Source organism: Burkholderia sp. SRS-25 (assembly GCF_004343765.1).
Classification (GTDB): domain Bacteria; phylum Pseudomonadota; class Gammaproteobacteria; order Burkholderiales; family Burkholderiaceae; genus Burkholderia; species Burkholderia contaminans.
On record NZ_PTXM01000011.1, the window covers coordinates 228188 to 244994 of the forward strand.

A 16807-nucleotide genomic window follows, 5' to 3' on the forward strand; every position below is an offset into this window, starting at 1 on the left:
CGAGTGTGGCGGCATGCGGCCGGCCACGGTAGTGCCGCCCCGCGCAGATTTGTTATACGCTCCACGAATGACCGAAAAATCCCCCTTCTCTCCCGCTCCTGGCGGATCTCCGCGCATTCAGGCGGTGCCGGTGGACGGAGCGGGCTATCGTTTCGAGCTGATGGAAACCTTCGTACGCATAGTCGAAGCCGGCAGCCTGTCGGCCGCGGCCGCGCAACTGCATACGACACAGCCGACGATCAGCCGGCGGCTGCAGGCGCTCGAACGCTCGCTCGGCATGCGGCTGCTGCAGCGAACCACGCACACGATGCGGCTGACCGTCGACGGCGAGCGCTGCTTCAAGCGCGCGAAGGAGCTGCTGGCGAACTGGGCAGCGTTCGAGGCCGATCTGCGCGGTGCGCAGGAGGAGCCGGACGGGCTGTTGCGGGTTGCGGTGCCGCACGCGTTCGGGCAGGAGCGTTTCGTCGAGCCGCTCGCGCGGTTCCTGCGCGACTATCCGCGCGTGTCGGTCGAGTGGCTGCTGCAGGACGAGGTGCGGGATTTCGTCGGCAGCGGCATCGATTGCGCGATCCAGGTGGGCGAGCCGACCGATCCGGCCGTGGTCGCGATCCGGCTCTCGAAGGTGCCGCGCTTCGTGGTCGCCGCGCCGTCCGTGCTGAACGGCGCCGACGTGCCGGCCGATCCCGACGCGCTGGCCGCGCTGCCGTGGCTCGCGCTGCGCACGTACTACCGCACGGAGCTGGCGCTCACGCATTCGGCCACGGGCGAGACGCGGCGCATTGCGATCCGCCCGCGCATCACGACCGCGAACCTTTACGCGCTGCGCAGCGCGGCGTTGCTGGGAGTGGGGGCGTGCGTCGGTTCGTCATGGATGCTGGCCGACCACCTCGCGCGCGGCGAGCTCGTGCACCTCGCGCCCGAGTGGCAGGCCGCGCCGCTGCCCGTCTACCTGACCTACCCGCATGCGCAGTTCTATCCGTCGCGGCTCGTCCGGTTCGCCGCGATGATGCGCGAGGCCGTGCCGGGGCTCGTCGAAGGGCGCGATACCTGACTCCGACGCGGGATGTGCCGCGAGCGCCGGGCGGCCACGGTGGTGTCAGCCGCGCCGGATCCCTTCGGGCAGCGCGCTGATGCGGCGCACCTCGGGCGAATCGAGCCACGCGCGCGACGTCGCGCAGTCGGCGAACATGTCGGTCGCATCCTCGCCCCAGAACAGGTCGCCGTCGAGTGCGAAGGTCGGCACGCCGAATACGCCGTGCGCGATCGCATCGTCGGTGTTCGCACGCAGCGCGTCCTTCACCGGCTGGGTGTCGACGGCCGTCACACCTTCCGGAAAGCCGACTGCTTCGCACAGCGCGGCGAAGCCTTCCGGTGTCGACACGTCCTGGCCGTCGCGCCAGATATGCCTGAAGATCCGCCGGATTGCGTCGGGAGAATTGCCCATCGCGAGCGCGAGGCGCAGCGGCTTGATCGGATTGAACGGGTGCGCGGGCGGCATCCGGAACGCGATGCCGAGCTTCTCCGCGCGATATTGCGCGTGACGATAGGTGAAGACGCGTTTCGCCGCGATCTCGGCCGGCGCTTTCTGGCCCCAGTGCGTGAGCAGTGCGCCGAGCACGATGGGCCGAGGCTCGAATGCGGCGGCGGCCGGCAACCGGTCGAATTGTTCCTGCTGCAGATAGGCGAACGGCGAAACGAAATCGAAATACCAGGTGGCGGTGCGCGCGGCGTTCATGGTGGCGGCCCTCAAGCGTGTCCGGTTGGTTGCGGCACGCGCGGCACGCCCGCAGGCGGCGCGCGATGCATGCATCGGCGGCCAGTGTCGCACGCGGCCGCCTTTCGCGCTGTGGCGCGGCCGGGCGCGCGCCGTCGGTTACGGCGCCGCGTCGCCGTGGCCCGCTGCCGATGCGAGCCGCGCGAGGCTGTCACGCACGGCCGCCGCGTCGTAGCGTGCGCCTGAGCCGCCGAGCGCCACGGTCGCCTTCTGCGCGAGCGGCAACAGCATCGCGAGCGCCGCCGCCATGGCCGGCGCGTCGGCGAGCCGCGATTTCGGGCCCGATACGGTCAGCGCGCCGACACACTCGCCGGCTGCGCCGAACACGGGCGCGGATGCCGACGCCGTCTCGGGGTCGCGCTCACCGTACGACGCGGCCCACAGCTGTTCGCGCACGTCGTTCCATCGCGCATCCTGCAGGTCGGTGAACGCCAAGAGCACCTTCCCGGACGCGCCCTGGCGCACCGGAAACTCCTCGCCGACCCGAATCGACACGCGCACCGCACGGGCGGGCTCGACCCGGTACAGCACCGAGCGCATGTCGCCCTGGCGCACGTAGAACGATGCCGTTTCGCCGAGTTCGCGGCTCAGCGTCTCGAGCAGCGGCTCGACCACCGGGCCGACCCGGAAAGAACGCTGATACAGCGCGGCGAGCCGCAGCGGCTCGTGCCCGATCGCGTACTGGCCGTCGTCGAGCTTGCGCATGAAGCCGCCATGTTCGAGCGCCGTGAGCAGGCGCAGGATCGTGCTCTTGTACAGCCCGGTGCGGCGCGACAGCTCCGCGAGCGACAGCCGGTCGTCGGTCTGCCCGAACGCACGGAGGATCGCGAACGCGCGATCGAGCACGGCGACGCCGCTGGACGCTTCTTCGACCGGCGAATCGGGCTCGCTGCCGGCGTGATCGGTTTGAGTCTTGGGCACTGCCTGCTTCCTTCTGAGGATGATCGGCCGACTATATCGTTCTGTCTGGCAGAACTCAAGTTCCAGAAAATCGCAATTTCACGGGTATACCCCGCTTACGGCTGGTTCGACGTGTGCATAAAGTTCTGTCAAACAGAACGATGTTCTTTCAGATAGAACGATGGAGTGTCAAATGAGCGTTTCCGAATATCCGAAGGTGCTGGTCAGCGAGGTCGGGCCGCGCGACGGCCTGCAGAGCATCCAGGCCGTGATGCCGACGGCCGGCAAGCTGCGCTGGATCACGGCGCTGGCCGCGGCCGGCCTGCGCGAGATCGAGGTCGGGTCGTTCGTGCCGGCCAGGCTGCTGCCGCAGATGGCCGACGTGCGCGAAGTCGTCGCGCACGCGCTGGCGATTCCCGGGCTGCACGTCGCCGCGCTCGCGCCGAACCTGCGCGGCGCCGAGGGCGCATTCGAGGCCGGCGTGCACAAGCTGACGCTGCCGGTCTCGGTGACGGAAGCGCATTCGCTGGCGAACATCCGCAAGACGCCCGCGCAGATGATCGACGAGGTGCGTGCGATCGTCGCGTTGCGCGACGCGCGGTTTCCCTCGGTGCAGATCGAGGCGGGCGTGTCGGTCGCGTTCGGCTGCACGATCGCGGGCGCCGTCAGCGACGACGAGACGATCGCGATGGCGGTGGCGATGGCCGAATGCGGCGTCGACGAGATCGGGCTGTCCGACACGAGCGGCTATGCGAACCCGGCGCAGGTGCGCCGGCTGTTCCTGCGCCTGCAGCGCGAAGTCGGCGGCAAGGCGGGGGGCGCGCATTTCCACAATACGCGCGGGCAGGGGCTCGCGAACGTCGTCGCGGCGCTCGACGCGGGCGTGACGACGATCGACGCGAGCCAGGGCGGCCTCGGCGGTTGCCCGTATGCACCGGGCGCGACCGGCAACATCGTCACCGAGGATCTCGTGTTCCTGCTCGAGGCGATGGGATTCGACACGGGTATCGACGTCGACGCGCTGCTCGCCGCGCGCGCAATCCTGTACGCGGCGCTGCCGGCCGAGGCGCTGTACGGGCATGTGCCGGACGCCGGGTTGCCGAAGGGCTTCCGTTACGCGGACGGCCGCGCACCGAGCGCGGTGCAACCGGAAGGATGCCTGACGGGAGTCGCGCAATGAACGACCATCAACCGGCTTCGGCGCTGCCGTACGCAGGCACGCGCGTGATCGAGATGACGCACATGGTGATGGGCCCGACCTGCGGGATGCTGCTCGCGGATCTCGGCGCGGAAGTCATCAAGATCGAACCGATCGCGGGCGACAGCACGCGCGCGCTGCGCGGTTCCGGCGCGGGCTTCTTCGGGATGTTCAATCGCAACAAGAAGAGCCTTGCCGTCGACGTGAAGGATCCGCGCGGGCTGGAGATCGTGCTGCGGCTCGTCGCGACGGCGGATGTCTTCAGCGAGAACTTCAAGAGCGGCACGATGGACCGGCTCGGCCTCGGCTATCCCGCGCTCTTCTCGCTGAACCCGCGCCTCGTGTACGTATCGCACAAGGGTTTCCTGCCGGGGCCGTACGAGCATCGCACCGCGCTCGACGAAGTGGTGCAGATGATGGGCGGCCTCGCGTACATGACGGGCCCGGAAGGGCGGCCGCTGCGCGCGGGCGCCAGCGTGAACGACATCATGGGCGGCATGTTCGGCGCGATCGGCGCGATGGCCGCGCTCGCGCAGCGCGAACGCACCGGCCGCGGCCAGCAGGTGCAGAGCTCGCTGTTCGAGAACAACGTGTTCCTCGTCGCGCAGCACATGATGCAGTTCGCGGTGACCGGGCAGGCCGCATCGCCGATGCCGAGCCGGATTTCCGCGTGGGCCGTCTACGACGTGTTTGCCGTCAAGGATGGCGAACAGATCTTTCTCGCGGTCGTATCGGACACGCAGTGGGCGTTGTTCTGCGATGCGTTCGGCCTGGCCGCGCTGAAGGACGATCCGCGCCTCGCGACCAACAACCTGCGCGTGCAGGCGCGCGAGTGGCTGCTGCCCGAGTTGCGCGCGCGGCTCGCGTCGCATTCGGCTGCGGAGATCGGCGCGATCTTCGAATCGAACGGCCTGCCGTACGCGCCGATCACGAAACCGCAGGACCTGTTCGACGATCCGCACCTGCTCGCCACGGGCGGCCTCGAGGCCGTGACGCTGCCGGCCGACGCGAGCAGCGCCGGGCGGCCGGTCGACACGCGCACCGCGCTGCTGCCGCTGACGCTTGCCGGCGAACGCCTGCGGCTGCGCACGGCTCCGCCCGCACTCGGCCAGGACACGCGCGCGCTGCTCGGCGAGCTCGGCTACACGCCGGACGATGCGCGTGCGCTGATCGAAGCCGGCGTCGTCGCGGGCCGGCATGGCGCGGACGATGCGGCGCCGGGCGGCGCGCCGTCACCGAATGAACTGGCGAGCGCGTAGCGCGGCCGCGATTCACCGAACGAACAAAGGCGTCCCGGCCGTGCCGCGCACGGGCGCGGCCGCCCCATCCACGGAGACAACCATGACATCCGCTTCCCCGGCAATGGCCGACGATCGCGAGACCGACACGTCGATCGAGCAACGGGCCGTGCGCAAGGCCGCGTGGCGCTTCATTCCGCTGCTCGCGCTCGCGTACTTCTTCAACTACCTGGACCGCACGAGCGTCGGCTTCGCGGCGCTCACGATGAACCGCGATCTCGGGCTGACCGCGACGCAGTTCGGCTGGGGCGCGGGGATCATGTTCGCCGGCTACTGCATGTTCGAGGTGCCGAGCAATCTCGCGCTGTACCGCTTCGGCGCGCGGCGCTGGCTCGCCCGCATCATGATCACGTGGGGGCTGATGGCGGCCGCGACCGCGCTGGCGACCGGGCCGACGAGCTTCTACGCGATCCGGCTGCTGCTCGGCATCGGCGAAGCCGGATTCTTTCCGGGCGTGATCTTCTTCCTCGCCGTGTGGTTTCCGGCGAGCTACCGCACGCGCGTGCTGGCGTGGTTCACCGTGTCGACGCCGCTGTCGTCGCTGATCGGCGGTCCGTTGTCGACGTGGCTGCTGCAACTCGACGGCGCGCTCGGGCTTGCCGGATGGAAATGGATGTTCATCGTCGAAGGGCTGCCGGCGTGCGCGCTCGGTTTTCTCGTGCTGAAACTGCTGTCGGATTCGCCGGCGCATGCCGCGTGGCTGTCCGACGACGAGCGTGCGGCGCTGCAGCGCGCGTTCGAGCGCGACGCCGCGGCCGCCGGCCGCAAGAAGCGCTTCGGCGTTGCGTTGCGCGACGTGCGCGTGTACGTGCTCGCGCTGATCTCGTTCGGCTTCACGATGGGGTCCTACGGGATCGGCATCTGGCTGCCGCAGATGCTGAAGGCGCACGGCATGTCGACGATGCAGACGGGCTGGCTGTCCGCGGTGCCGTACTTCTTCGCGACCATCGCGCTGCTGTGGTGGGCGAAGCGCGTCGACCGGCGCGGCGGCCCCGTCGCGAACCTGGCGATCGGGCTGTTCATCGGCGCGGTGGCGCTCGGCGTGTCGACGCACTTCCTGACGCTCGGGCCGGCGCTCGTCGGCATCACGCTCGCGCTGATCGGCACGATCGCCGGCCGCACGATCTTCTACACGCTGCCGTCGCGCTTCCTGTCCGGCCAGGCCGCGGCCGGCGGGCTCGCGCTGATCAACTCGATCGGCGCGCTCGGCGGCTTCGCGGGCCCTTATCTCGTCGGCTACCTGAAGGACAGCTTCGGCACCTTTACCGCCGGCATGCTCGGCCTCGCGATCGTGCTGGCGATCACGACGCTGCTCACGCTGTCGCTGTATGCGTTCGACCGGAGCGAATGACATGGACACGACGATTTCGATCAAGCGACGCCGGCTGCTCGGCGCGGCCGCCGCATCGCTCGCGCTGCCCGCGTTCACCGGGACGCGCGCGGCCACCCAGGAAGGAGTTTCCCGCATGACGACGAAAAGCAACTATCTCGCGGTCCGGCCCGACTGGCTCGCGTCGGCGCTCGAACCCGCGCTCGAGCCCGACCTGCCGATCGTCGACGCGCATCATCATTTCTATGAACGGCCGGGCTGGATCTACATGCTCGACGACTATCTGAAGGATGCGCGCTCCGGCCACAACATCCAGGCGTCCGTCTACATGCAGGCGCAGACGCGCTATCGCGAATCGGGCCCGGCCGAACTGAAACCGGTGGGCGAGACGGCCTACGTCGCGGGCGTGACCGAGGCGCTGCAGCACGGCCCGGTGGCGGTCGCGAAAGGCATCGTCGGCCACGCGGACCTGCGTCTCGGCGAACGCGTGCGCGAGGTGCTCGAAGCGCATCTCGACGCCGGTCGCGGGCGCTTCCGCGGGGTTCGTCACCTGACGACATGGGACGCCGATCCGACGCTCGCCAATCCGTTGTCGGCAGTGCCGCGCGGGCTGCTGCTCGATCCCGCGTACCGGGCGGGCGTCGCCCAGCTCGCGCCGCTCGGGCTGTCGTATGACGCGTGGCTGTTCTTTCCGCAGTTGCCCGAACTGTTCGAGCTTGCGAAGGCGAACCCCGATACGCGCGTCATAGTCAATCACTGCGGCGGCGTCGTGCGGATCGCCAGTTATGCCGACAAGCGGCCGGAGGTGTTCGAGCGCTGGTCGGCGTCGATGCGTACGCTCGCGCAACTGCCGAACGTGTACGTGAAGGTCGGCGGGCTCGGGATGCGCATCAACGGTTTCGATTTCGAGAAGGGCGAACGGCCGCCGTCTTCCGTGCAGCTCGCCGATGCGTGGAAGCCGTGGATGATGACCTGCATCGACGCGTTCGGCCCCGGGCGCTGCATGTTCGAGAGCAATTTCCCGGTCGACAAGGGCTCGTATTCGTTCGTGAACGGCTGGAATGCGTTCAAGCGGCTGACCGCGCAGGCGAGCCCGGACGAGCGCGACGCGCTGTTCCGCGGCACGGTCACGCGCGCTTACCGGCTCGGCTGACGCGCGCCGCGGCGGGCCCGGCGCGGCGCAGGCTCACCCGGCTTCCACCAGCGCCGCGAGCCGCGCCAGCGCCATTTGCCAGCCGGTCTCGTTGTCGGCGGCCGGGACGCCGGGCGGCACCCCGTCGTGCACGGCGTCCACGCGCGTGCCGCCCGCTTCGTCGGACAGCGTGATCGTGATCGTCATCGCCCCGCGCAGCATCGGGTCGTCGGTCTCGAACACGTCGATCTCGACGATCTGCTCGTCCGGCACGAGCGTGACGAAGCGTCCGTGATAGGTATCGGTGCGCGCAGTGGTCTTGCCGGTGCCGGCCGACGGCGCGTCGTAGCTCAGCGATACCCGCAGCGCACCGCCTTCGCGCGCGTCGTACGCATGCACGCGGCACGTCATGCCGTCGGGCACCTTCCATTGCTCGACGGCGTGCGGATCGAGGAGCGCGCGGTAGACGCGGCCGCGCGGGGCGTTCAGGTGCCGGCTGACCCGGGTCGAATGCGTGTGCGTGTGCAACATGTGGCCTCCCGCGGAGCGCGCACGACGGTGCACGCCGGCGGCCGGCGTGTCGTCATGCTTCCTTCAGGAATCCTAGGCGCGCGAGAGGCGGCATGCAATGACCGCACACGCGGCCGCGGCCGGCTCAGCGCAATGCGGCCGCGAATTCGTCGAGCTGCGTGATGCAGGTGTTCCAGCCCTCGAAGAAGCCGAGTGCTTCGTGGCGGTCGCGCGTGGCGGCGTCCGGATGCATCACGCGCGCTTCGTAGCGGCTGCCCGCATCGTCGTCGGCCATCGTGATGATCGCGGTGAAGCCCATCCACGGCGCCTGCGGCCGCCAGCCGCCCGTCAGCATCGACGTGAACGCGATGCGCGATTCCGGCACGATTTCGAGGAAGCAGCCGGGATTGTCGCTGGTGCCGCCGTCGGGGCCGCGCATGTATGTGTGGAAGGCGCCGCCAGGCCGCAGGTCGAACGCGCGCACTTCGGTGGTCCACGGTTTCGGGCACCACCATTGCTTCAGCAGTTCGGGGTCGGTCCATGCACGCCACAGCGCATGGCGCGGCGCACGCAACGTGCGCGTGATGACGAGATCGTGGGCTTCAACGGGGTCGACGGGGCTGGCTGACATCTTGCTCCTCCTGATGGCGGCGTTCGACGAATTCGACGAGACGATCGGATCGTGCTTCCCACAGCGCGCGCTGCTCGGCGAGCCATGCCTCGGCTTCGGTCAGCCGGCTGCCGACCAGCGTGCAGGTGCGCGAGCGGCCGGCTTTGCGGGTCTGGACGAGGCCGCTGCGCTCGAGCACGGCGACGTGCTTCATGAACGACGGCAACGCCATGTCGAACGGCTCGGCCAGCGCGGAGACGGTCTGTTCGCCGTGGCCGAGCATGTTGACGATCGCGCAGCGCGTCGGATCGGCGAGGGCGTGGAAGACGTCGCTGATGCCGGGTTGAAAGTTAGCCATGTGGCTAAGTATAGGAGAGGCGGACGGCGATGCAACGGAATCTTTCGTCGCGTAGGATGATGGGGCGGTAACACGTGCCGACCGGGTGCGGCGTTGCCGCGCGCCTGCCGCCGTTGCGCGAGTCGCGACGGCCGGCCGGTGTTCCTTCCCATCCGGACGCACGCCGAACCCGCGTGTGCGATCCAACCGACTACCGGAGTTGGCATGACCGAATCCGTTACCGTCCGCCGCGTCGACGCGGGCGAAGCGAAGCGCTGTGTCGAAGCACTGGCCGACGTGCTGATCGATTGCGTCGAGGGCGGCGCGTCCGTCAGCTTCATGTTGCCGATCGAGCGGACGACCGCCGTCGCATTCTGGACCCACGTCGCCGACGGCGTCGCGAACGGCGAGCGCATCCTGCTCGTTGCCGAAGATGCGGCCGGCCGGATCGTCGGCACCGTGCAGGTCGTGACCGCGCAGCCCGAGAACCAGCCGCATCGCGCCGATATCTCGAAGATGCTCGTGTCGCGGCGGGCGCGCCGGCAGGGCATCGCCGCGCGGCTGATGGCGGCGGCCGATGCGGCCGCACGCGACGCGGGCAAGACCGTGCTCGTGCTCGATACCGTGACGGGCGGCGACGCGGAGCGGCTGTACGAGCGGGCCGGCTGGCAGCGTGTCGGCGTCGTGCCGAACTACGCGCTGATGCCCGACGGCACGCTCTGCGCGACGACGTATTTCCACAAGCAACTCGCGTAGCGGCATTCGTCATGCATCCCGTCGCCCCGTTGCTCCTGTTCCTCGCATGCGCGGCGGGTGTCGTGGCGCTGATCGTGCCGGTGTTGCTCGCGGTCGCGTGGCGGCGCCGCACGCAGGTGCCGTTGCGGGTGTTTTTCTACGGGATGCTGACTTTTTTCGTGTTCCAGCCGGTGCTGCGCCTGTCGTGGCAGGCGCCGTTGTTCCACTGGCTCGGGAACGATCCCCGCTGGCACCTGCCGATGCTCGTGTTCGCGGCGCTGACCGCTGGCCTCTTCGAGGAGTGCGGGCGCTGGGTCGCTTTCCGGTATCTGCTGCCGAAGCGACATGACGCGCCGACGGCCGTGATGCTCGGGCTCGGGCACGGCGGGCTGGAGGCGATGCTGCTGGTCGGCGTCGGGTTTCTCGCGCTCGGCACGGGTTATGTGCTCGCGCACGCGGGCGTCGTGGTGCCCGAAGGCGTGCAATCGCTGATCGGCTCGCAGTTCGCGGGCATGACGCTCGCGTCGCCGTTTCTCGCGCTGTTCGAGCGCGCGAGCGCGATGGCCGCGCACGTGGGGCTGTCGCTGATCGTGCTGCAGGCATTCGTCCGGGGTACGAAGCGCTGGCTCGCGTATGCGATCGCGTTTCACTTCCTGTTCGACCTCGCCGTCGTGCTGCTCACGCGGTACTGGCATGTCGATACCGTGCTGGTCGAGGTGCTCCTGTTCGTTTGCGGTGTCGTGCTTCTGTGGCTGGGGCTGCGCTGGAGCCGCCGGATGACGGGGGCCGGCGACGCGAGCACGGGGCATGTGGCCTGATTGGCCGGGCTTCGTCAGGGAATCAAGCAAGGCCGCCGACATCGCCGGTCCGATATAGTCACGCAGGAAGACTTCAGCAGAACGAGAACGCCCCGGAACCACCGCCCCGATGAAACGCTCCCATGTCGCTTTCGCCCTCACAGGCTTGCTCGTCGCGCTGCCGATTGCCGCGTATGCGCTCGTCAAGCCGTTGCGCGTCATCGCGCCCGCGCTGGTTCCCGGTGTGTCGTGCCCGAGCGCCGATATCTGCACGGACGATGCCGCGAAGCTCGGCGCCGCGCAGCAGCTCTATCGCGACGGCTATGCGCGCGCGGCGGCGGCCGTCGGCGCATTCCAGGCGGCGCCGCGCGTGGTGTTCTGCTCGACGCGGGCGTGCGCCGATGCGTTCGGCCTGGGCCAGCGCGCGGCGCTGACGCTCGGGAATTTCGGCGTGGTCGTCGCACCGCGCGGCTGGCATACCTATTTTCTCGCGCACGAGCTGATCCATCATCGCCAGGCCGAGGTGCTCGGCAACCTGGCTGTCGCGACCCGGCCGCGCTGGCTGATCGAAGGGATGGCGTATTCGCTCAGCGACGATCCGCGCCACCCGCTGTCGGAGCCGTTCGAAGCGTGGCGCACGCGTTTTGCCGCGTGGAATGCGGCGCGCGGTGCACAGCCGCTGTGGCAGGCGGCGCGGTCGGTCGAATAGCGCGGAAGCGGCGCTGCTTCAGCGTCACGTCTTGGTGACTGGAGCATTGCCCGCCGGGCGGCGGCCAATGTAAGAACGCCTTTCCCTGCGAAACGCCACCCGTCGAGGCGGCTTTTCTGGCGAATTCCTTTCGTTTTTCTAATAATTATCTTGCAGGATTGCCGCCAGAGACTATAGTGCTCCAAAAATAAGCGATAACAATACGGGAGCCACAAAAAATGAATACGAGGGAGCTTATTGTCGTGGTGGTCATCGGGGGGATGGTTGTCGCGGGCACCTATGCGTTTCTTCGAACCGAGACCCCGAAGGCCACATGGACTGGAGCGGAAGCAACGCCATCACTCGGCACATCAGACTCAATTGGTATTCAGTCGTCATTTGATTCGGTGAGTTCGATGGCTCGGAGAAGTCCGGCCATGGGTGGTGTTTCAACGGACTATTCTGATTCCGTTCCCGGGGTTGAGTCGAAGAATAATAAAATTCGCGATGACATCGAGAATTTTATCGATAAAAAATATACGGATCCGAAACAACGCGCAGCGATGAAGCAATACGCTGTCGCGCAACGCGATTTTTTGGTGTATGGCGGATCGCGTGAGGGGGCGGTAAATGCTGCTGAGCGAATGGTGAAATCATTTGCGTGCCTTCGTGGATTAATGGGACAAAGGGGTGTTGACGAATCGAAGTTGGTGCTGGCGATGATGTTGAATACCAAGGAGCGCTGGCAGGCATTTTCAGTCGCGATGAGAAATATGTCGGGTCATATCTACGATTTATACCGGGGGGAATCGTGCGAAAATTAATGATGGTGTTGGTGCTTGCATTTTCGATCCCGGTGTTTGCGCAACAAGTCGACGATAAGTGTGATTCGCCATATCAGGTGGTTTACGGAAATGGGATTCTTAATAATATGCAGATATCGAGAGCGGCGCAGAGGCCGTGGCTGCGCTCATCGGAAATAAGGTTGGGGGTATTCCTGTTTATTATTCGTTCTTTCCAAACGAATCAAATGGATTTCTAGACGATCTAATGGTCGTATTTCGGCAAAAAATGGCCGATCGTCCGAATCTAACTTGGGAAATATTGGCGCGAGTTGCTGGTGGCTTCGTGGATGGCCTCCTCCCGACAACGATCGATCTGGTCAAGACGATGATCTCTGATACGGAAAAGAAGACTGCGGCCAGAGTTGCAGAGCAGTTTAAGGCAAAATACATATATGTGGACGATCGAGTAGAAGGCGCGGCATCGAAGGTTAATGATTATGTTCTGAATAAAGGTCGGCGTGTTTTATTGGTGGGGCATTCGCAGGGTAGTCTGTATGCAAATGCAACGCACCGAGTCGTGTATGCCAATCCGAAAATAAAACCCGGAAATTTCAAGGTCGTTCATGTCGCGTCGGTCGCAAATTTTGTTGCTGATGGCGAAGGGTACATTACGTCCGACTCTGATCTCGTGGTCAAGGCGCTCCGCACCGCGATGCCGGATACCTTGCAGTCGAATACAGTTTCACCGTTCAATCCGAATGACATAAGTGGGCATCTCTTTTTGGATACATACCTGAATGGTGATTATCCGTTGAGAAATTCTGTATATGGAGTAATTTCAAGGGCGTTGCTTACGTTGAGGGAGCTGGAGTCTTCGTTTGATTATGCAATCAATCTTAGTGAATATCGTACCTTTGCTTCGGGCGAAGAGGACGCAACGTATGAACCGCAGATATGGTGTGATGGAATTTTGAAGGCTTGGCAGTTTTGCGTCCCGCGAGATTTTATCGCATATATAAGGGATGCTGATGGCCGAGAGTACGATCCTCGCCATTCGCCGGAGTTTGGTGCCGTTTCCGCGGCAGCGCTGGCGAGGATCCAGAAATACGCTCCAGAAGCTTCCAACCCGGATTCTGCTCTTTATCGGCTTGTGTCGGCCCAATGGCCGCGATTAACGGTTTCTACATTTCAAACTGTCGACAATAGTGGATCAATTATCAAGCATGCATCGAGTGATTATGATGAGGGTATGAATTTTTCACCATTGCCGCCATCTGAGATGTATTTTCCTCCTCAGGATAAATTCACGATGCAGTATCCGCTTCCCTATGCGGTATCGAAGGCCAGGCTAAACGATCCGCTCGTTGCTTCGGTGGGCAAGCTGAAGGGGAAAGTGTCCTTTGAGCAATACGATGGCGAAGTGCTCGTGTTTCCATGGATATTTGATATCCCGATGACGAGGGCAAAGCATGAATACAAGCTGAGAATCTGTAAGAATACATAGTCCGAGAATTCTTAGTCTGTCATTCAAGTTTCTTCCATCGGCTGATGGAGCCGTTCGAATCGTAGTACACGCGCTTTGACGCGTGATATGCGTTGCCCGGCGGGCAGCAGCTGTGGAATGCCGCGCGGGCAATCGCATAGCGCAGCAACGGCGGAATGGCGTTGTGCCGTGTGCGGCGTCACGCCGGCGTGCCCGAATCGTCGCGCCCGGCAGTGAGCGTCTCCCGCCCGGCGGCGAGGATCTCGTCAGCCAGCGCCGGATCGGTGCCGGCGATCGCGCGCGACAGCACGAGCGCGCCGACCATCTGGCTGAACACCGCGACCGCATCGCGACGCGTCTGCGCCGGCGTCGCGCCTTCCTTGGCCACCATCCGTTCGAGCCGATCGAGATACGTGGCGAGGCCGCGCGCATAGCACGCGCGCGCCGCGTCGGTCAGTCGCGGCGCATCGCCCGCGAAACCGGACAGCGGGCATCCGGCCTCGACGTTGTCGCGATGCGCGGCGGACAGATACAACGCCACCTGCGCGTCGAGACTGCCGGCATTCGGTGAGTCCGCGCGGTCCTGCATCGCCTTTTCCATCACCTCGGCGACCAGCGCGTCCTTCGACTTGAAGTGGTTGTAGAAGCCGCCCTGCGTGAAGCCGGCTTCCTTCATCAGCTCCGTGAGCCCCACCGCGTCGACGCCGCGCGCGCGGAACAGCCGCTCGGCGGCCGCGACGATCGCGCTCCGGTTCTCGGCAGCCTGCTGTCTTGACACGCCCATCGATCCCTCCCTGATTTTGTCGATCGCGTCGATTGGAAAACACAATGGCGATCACCATTGACGTGCCCGGATGGCGGGAACACAATGCATCGCAAAGACGATGGTGATCGACATTGACATCAAGTGTAGTCGACTTGGCGGCGAGCACAAAGCCGCTGCCCGAACACCGGATGGCAATCGGTCGGGGTCTTTGGCGCCGCCGGGTCATGGGCAGCGGGCGGCTCGCCGTCTGCCGTCAGGCGGCGCCACGGTTCGACGAGCAATGGCAGGCTGGTTTTCCACCGGATCTCACGCGCGCGGCGAGCCGGCGCGCATGCGATTCATCATGCGAAAGGAACGAACATGAAGATCGAAGGTGCAGTGGTGTTCATCACGGGCGCAAACCGCGGGCTCGGGCTCGAGTTTGCGAAGCAGGCGCTCGCGAGAGGGGCGCGCAAGGTCTATGCGGCGGCGCGCGATCCGGCCACCGTGACGCTGCCGGGCGTCGTGCCGGTGAAGCTCGACGTGACCGATCCGGCGGCCGTCGCCGCGGCGGCCGATGCCGCACGCGACGTCACGCTGCTGATCAACAACGCGGGCATCGCGCGGCTCGGCAGCCTGACGGACGATGGCGCACCCGACGCATTGCGCGATCACTTCGAAACCAACGTGTTCGGGATGCTGGCGATGTCGCGCGCGTTCGCGGGCATCCTCGCCGGCCATGGCGGCGGCGCGATCCTGAACATCCTGTCCGTCGCGAGCTGGGTGAACCGGCCGATCCTGTCGGGCTACGGCGTGTCGAAATCGGCTGCGTGGGCGCTGACCAACGGGCTGCGCCATTCGCTGCGCGAGCAGCACACGCAGGTCGTCGGGCTGCATGCAGGCTTCATCGATACCGACCTGACGGCCGGCCTCGACGTGCCGAAAGCGACGCCGGCCGACGTCGTGCGCCAGGCGTACGAAGCGATCGAAGCGGGAGAGGAGGAAGTGTCGACCGACGAGTTCACGCGGCAGGTGAAGGCAACGCTGTCGTCGGGCGTTTATCTGGAAGAGCCGGCGCCGCGTTGACGTCGCCGGTATCCCGGGCCCGCTGCCCCTGCCGCGCGTGCAGGGGCGGCGGCGGCCCGTACCGTCAGACGGTGGTGTCGATGATGCCCGGGATCTTCACGTCCGGGTTCACGTCCGCGTCGTAGTCGACGCCGGCGATCTCGAAGCCGAACAAACGCAGGAACTCGGTCTTGTAGCCGGTGAAGTCGGTCAGCTCGTACAGGTTCTCGTTCGTCACGTGGTTCCACTGCGCGACGACCTTCGCCTGAACTTGCGGATCGAGCTCCTTGTAGTCCGCGCGCAGGCGGCCTTCCGCGTCGACGTGCGGCGTCGCGCCGTACAGGCTGTCCTTGAACAGGCCGTACACCTGCTCGATGCAGCCTTCGTGCGTGCCGTTTTCCTTCATCGTCTTGAACAGCAGCGACAGGTACAGCGGCATCATCGGGATCGCCGAGCTGGCCTGCGTGACGACGGCCTTCAGCACCGACACGCGTGCGTCGCCGCCGTGCGCGGCGAGCTTGTCGCGGATCGACAGCACCTTCTTGTCGAGATCCTTCTTCGCTTCGCCGATCGAGCCGTTCCAGTAGATGTCGTGCGTGATCTGCTCGCCGAGATACGTGAACGCGGTGGTCTTCGCGCCGTCGGCCAGCACGCCGGCTTCATCGAGCGCGTCGATCCACATCTGCCAGTCCTCGCCGCCCATCACGGCGACGGTGCCGTCGATCTCTTCCTGCGTCGCCGGTTCCAGCGTGACGTCGCGGATCACTTCCTTGTCGGTGTCGAGGCCGCGGAACGTGACCGTCTTGCCGATCGGCTTGAGCGTCGAGCTGATGGTTTCGCCCGTCTTCGGATGCGTGCGGCGCGGCGCGGCGAGGCTGTAGACGACGAGATCGACCTTGCCGAGATCCTGCTTGATGGTGTCGATCGTGACCTGCTTCACCTTGTCGGAGAATGCGTCGCCGTTGATGCTGCGCGCATAGCGCCCCTTTTCGGCGGCGAATTTCTCGAACGCGGCGCTGTTGTACCAGCCGGCCGTGCCGGGCTTCGTCTCGCTGCCGGCGCGCTCGAAGAACACGCCGAGCGTGTCCGCGTCGGAGCCGAAGGCGGCCGAGATCCGGGCAGCGAGGCCGTAGCCGGTCGACGCGCCGATCACGAGCACCTTTTTCGGGCCGTTGGCGATCGGGCCGTGCGAAGTCACGTAGTCGATCTGTTCCTTGACGTTGGCTTCGCAGCCGACCGGATGAGTCGTCACGCAGATGAAGCCACGCACGCGCGGTTTGATGATCATGGAAACCTCTTGTCTGAAAGGCGGAAACGGCCTGAATTCGGGAAAATCCCGCGCATTGTAAAGGAAGCGGCCGATCGCGGGCGGGCGCGGCCGGAACCCGGCGGGCCGTTCAGTTATTTCTCTCTTGACAGA

18 protein-coding genes are annotated in these 16807 nt (G+C 65.9%); 11 read left to right on the plus strand and 7 right to left on the minus strand.

All coding sequences use genetic code 11. The features are described 5' to 3' along the window. Positions 1–67: 67 nt before the first annotated feature. Positions 68–1051, plus strand: a complete 984-nt coding sequence (locus C5O79_RS17620; RefSeq protein ID WP_122477031.1) for a LysR family transcriptional regulator — start codon at positions 68–70, stop codon at positions 1049–1051. 45 nt (positions 1052–1096) lie between these two features. Here C5O79_RS17620 and C5O79_RS17625 read toward each other — a convergent pair whose 3' ends face one another. After that, positions 1097–1735: a 2-hydroxychromene-2-carboxylate isomerase gene (locus C5O79_RS17625; protein WP_122477028.1), complete on the minus strand. Its 639-nt coding sequence runs from the start codon at positions 1733–1735 to the stop codon at positions 1097–1099. A 138-nt stretch (positions 1736–1873) separates the two neighbouring features. Next, a complete protein-coding gene (locus C5O79_RS17630) occupies positions 1874–2695 on the minus strand; it encodes an IclR family transcriptional regulator (RefSeq protein WP_105818278.1) in 822 nt (273 codons plus the stop codon). A 172-nt stretch (positions 2696–2867) separates the two neighbouring features. On the opposite strand from C5O79_RS17630, the gene C5O79_RS17635 reads away from it, so the two are divergent. From C5O79_RS17635 to C5O79_RS17650, 4 genes are all read left to right on the plus strand, one after another. Beyond that, complete coding sequence (locus C5O79_RS17635) at positions 2868–3854, plus strand: hydroxymethylglutaryl-CoA lyase (RefSeq protein WP_122477024.1); 987 nt, start codon at positions 2868–2870, stop codon at positions 3852–3854. Then, positions 3851–5131: a CaiB/BaiF CoA-transferase family protein gene (locus C5O79_RS17640; RefSeq protein ID WP_047851299.1), complete on the plus strand. Its 1281-nt coding sequence runs from the start codon at positions 3851–3853 to the stop codon at positions 5129–5131. Before C5O79_RS17635 ends, C5O79_RS17640 begins: the two co-directional genes overlap by 4 nt. Positions 5132–5213: 82 nt before the next feature. Next, positions 5214–6521: an MFS transporter gene (locus tag C5O79_RS17645; RefSeq protein ID WP_122477022.1), complete on the plus strand. Its 1308-nt coding sequence runs from the start codon at positions 5214–5216 to the stop codon at positions 6519–6521. A gap of 1 nt (position 6522) precedes the next feature. Next, positions 6523–7653: an amidohydrolase family protein gene (locus tag C5O79_RS17650; protein ID WP_122477020.1), complete on the plus strand. Its 1131-nt coding sequence runs from the start codon at positions 6523–6525 to the stop codon at positions 7651–7653. Between the two features lie 33 nt (positions 7654–7686). Here C5O79_RS17650 and C5O79_RS17655 read toward each other — a convergent pair whose 3' ends face one another. From C5O79_RS17655 to C5O79_RS17665, 3 genes are all read right to left on the minus strand, one after another. Beyond that, the gene (locus tag C5O79_RS17655) at positions 7687–8163 is read right to left on the minus strand and encodes an SRPBCC family protein (RefSeq protein WP_059487757.1); all 477 of its coding nucleotides are present in this window, start codon (positions 8161–8163) and stop codon (positions 7687–7689) included. A gap of 124 nt (positions 8164–8287) precedes the next feature. Then, positions 8288–8773, minus strand: coding sequence for an SRPBCC family protein (locus tag C5O79_RS17660; RefSeq protein WP_039349758.1), 486 nt, complete (start codon positions 8771–8773; stop codon positions 8288–8290). Beyond that, positions 8745–9110 carry a metalloregulator ArsR/SmtB family transcription factor gene (locus tag C5O79_RS17665; protein WP_071331854.1) on the minus strand — a complete coding sequence of 122 codons (366 nt, stop codon included), beginning with the start codon at positions 9108–9110 and terminating at the stop codon, positions 8745–8747. The genes C5O79_RS17660 and C5O79_RS17665 overlap by 29 nt, the downstream gene beginning before the upstream one ends. A 204-nt stretch (positions 9111–9314) precedes the next feature. On the opposite strand from C5O79_RS17665, the gene C5O79_RS17670 reads away from it, so the two are divergent. From C5O79_RS17670 to C5O79_RS17690, 5 genes are all read left to right on the plus strand, one after another. Beyond that, the gene (locus tag C5O79_RS17670; RefSeq protein ID WP_071331855.1) at positions 9315–9845 is read left to right on the plus strand and encodes a GNAT family N-acetyltransferase; all 531 of its coding nucleotides are present in this window, start codon (positions 9315–9317) and stop codon (positions 9843–9845) included. An 11-nt stretch (positions 9846–9856) separates the two neighbouring features. Then, positions 9857–10642 carry a YhfC family glutamic-type intramembrane protease gene (locus tag C5O79_RS17675; RefSeq protein ID WP_122477017.1) on the plus strand — a complete coding sequence of 262 codons (786 nt, stop codon included), beginning with the start codon at positions 9857–9859 and terminating at the stop codon, positions 10640–10642. 109 nt (positions 10643–10751) lie between these two features. Next, positions 10752–11330: a hypothetical protein gene (locus C5O79_RS17680; RefSeq protein WP_122477015.1), complete on the plus strand. Its 579-nt coding sequence runs from the start codon at positions 10752–10754 to the stop codon at positions 11328–11330. Between the two features lie 218 nt (positions 11331–11548). Then, positions 11549–12133 (plus strand): hypothetical protein, encoded by a 585-nt coding sequence (locus tag C5O79_RS17685; protein WP_131931523.1) that lies wholly within the window; start codon positions 11549–11551, stop codon positions 12131–12133. Between the two features lie 136 nt (positions 12134–12269). After that, on the plus strand, positions 12270–13598 hold the full coding sequence (locus tag C5O79_RS17690) for a hypothetical protein (protein ID WP_131931525.1): 1329 nt from the start codon (positions 12270–12272) through the stop codon (positions 13596–13598). Positions 13599–13776: 178 nt separating this feature from the next. Here the strand turns inward: C5O79_RS17690 and C5O79_RS17695 are convergent, their stop codons facing one another. Next, positions 13777–14361 (minus strand): TetR/AcrR family transcriptional regulator, encoded by a 585-nt coding sequence (locus tag C5O79_RS17695; RefSeq protein WP_046548663.1) that lies wholly within the window; start codon positions 14359–14361, stop codon positions 13777–13779. 342 nt (positions 14362–14703) lie between these two features. On the opposite strand from C5O79_RS17695, the gene C5O79_RS17700 reads away from it, so the two are divergent. After that, positions 14704–15408, plus strand: coding sequence for an SDR family oxidoreductase (locus C5O79_RS17700; protein WP_047851292.1), 705 nt, complete (start codon positions 14704–14706; stop codon positions 15406–15408). Between the two features lie 64 nt (positions 15409–15472). Here the strand turns inward: C5O79_RS17700 and fabV are convergent, their stop codons facing one another. Then, positions 15473–16675: an enoyl-ACP reductase FabV gene (gene fabV / locus C5O79_RS17705; RefSeq protein WP_046548661.1), complete on the minus strand. Its 1203-nt coding sequence runs from the start codon at positions 16673–16675 to the stop codon at positions 15473–15475. Between the last annotated feature and the right edge of the window lie 132 nt (positions 16676–16807).

Bases quoted from the DNA above. Each gene is read 5' to 3' on its own strand.
- C5O79_RS17620 (WP_122477031.1), top strand. From the start codon at position 68: ATGACCGAAAAATCCCCCTTCTCTCCCGCTCCTGGCGGATCTCCGCGC.
- C5O79_RS17625 (WP_122477028.1), bottom strand. From the start codon at position 1,735: ATGAACGCCGCGCGCACCGCCACCTGGTATTTCGATTTCGTTTCGCCG.
- C5O79_RS17635 (WP_122477024.1), top strand. From the start codon at position 2,868: ATGAGCGTTTCCGAATATCCGAAGGTGCTGGTCAGCGAGGTCGGGCCG.
- C5O79_RS17640 (WP_047851299.1), top strand. From the start codon at position 3,851: ATGAACGACCATCAACCGGCTTCGGCGCTGCCGTACGCAGGCACGCGC.
- C5O79_RS17645 (WP_122477022.1), top strand. From the start codon at position 5,214: ATGACATCCGCTTCCCCGGCAATGGCCGACGATCGCGAGACCGACACG.
- C5O79_RS17650 (WP_122477020.1), top strand. From the start codon at position 6,523: ATGGACACGACGATTTCGATCAAGCGACGCCGGCTGCTCGGCGCGGCC.
- C5O79_RS17655 (WP_059487757.1), bottom strand. From the start codon at position 8,163: ATGTTGCACACGCACACGCATTCGACCCGGGTCAGCCGGCACCTGAAC.
- C5O79_RS17660 (WP_039349758.1), bottom strand. From the start codon at position 8,773: ATGTCAGCCAGCCCCGTCGACCCCGTTGAAGCCCACGATCTCGTCATC.
- C5O79_RS17665 (WP_071331854.1), bottom strand. From the start codon at position 9,110: ATGGCTAACTTTCAACCCGGCATCAGCGACGTCTTCCACGCCCTCGCC.
- C5O79_RS17670 (WP_071331855.1), top strand. From the start codon at position 9,315: ATGACCGAATCCGTTACCGTCCGCCGCGTCGACGCGGGCGAAGCGAAG.
- C5O79_RS17675 (WP_122477017.1), top strand. From the start codon at position 9,857: ATGCATCCCGTCGCCCCGTTGCTCCTGTTCCTCGCATGCGCGGCGGGT.
- C5O79_RS17680 (WP_122477015.1), top strand. From the start codon at position 10,752: ATGAAACGCTCCCATGTCGCTTTCGCCCTCACAGGCTTGCTCGTCGCG.
- C5O79_RS17685 (WP_131931523.1), top strand. From the start codon at position 11,549: ATGAATACGAGGGAGCTTATTGTCGTGGTGGTCATCGGGGGGATGGTT.
- C5O79_RS17695 (WP_046548663.1), bottom strand. From the start codon at position 14,361: ATGGGCGTGTCAAGACAGCAGGCTGCCGAGAACCGGAGCGCGATCGTC.
- C5O79_RS17700 (WP_047851292.1), top strand. From the start codon at position 14,704: ATGAAGATCGAAGGTGCAGTGGTGTTCATCACGGGCGCAAACCGCGGG.
- fabV (WP_046548661.1), bottom strand. From the start codon at position 16,675: ATGATCATCAAACCGCGCGTGCGTGGCTTCATCTGCGTGACGACTCAT.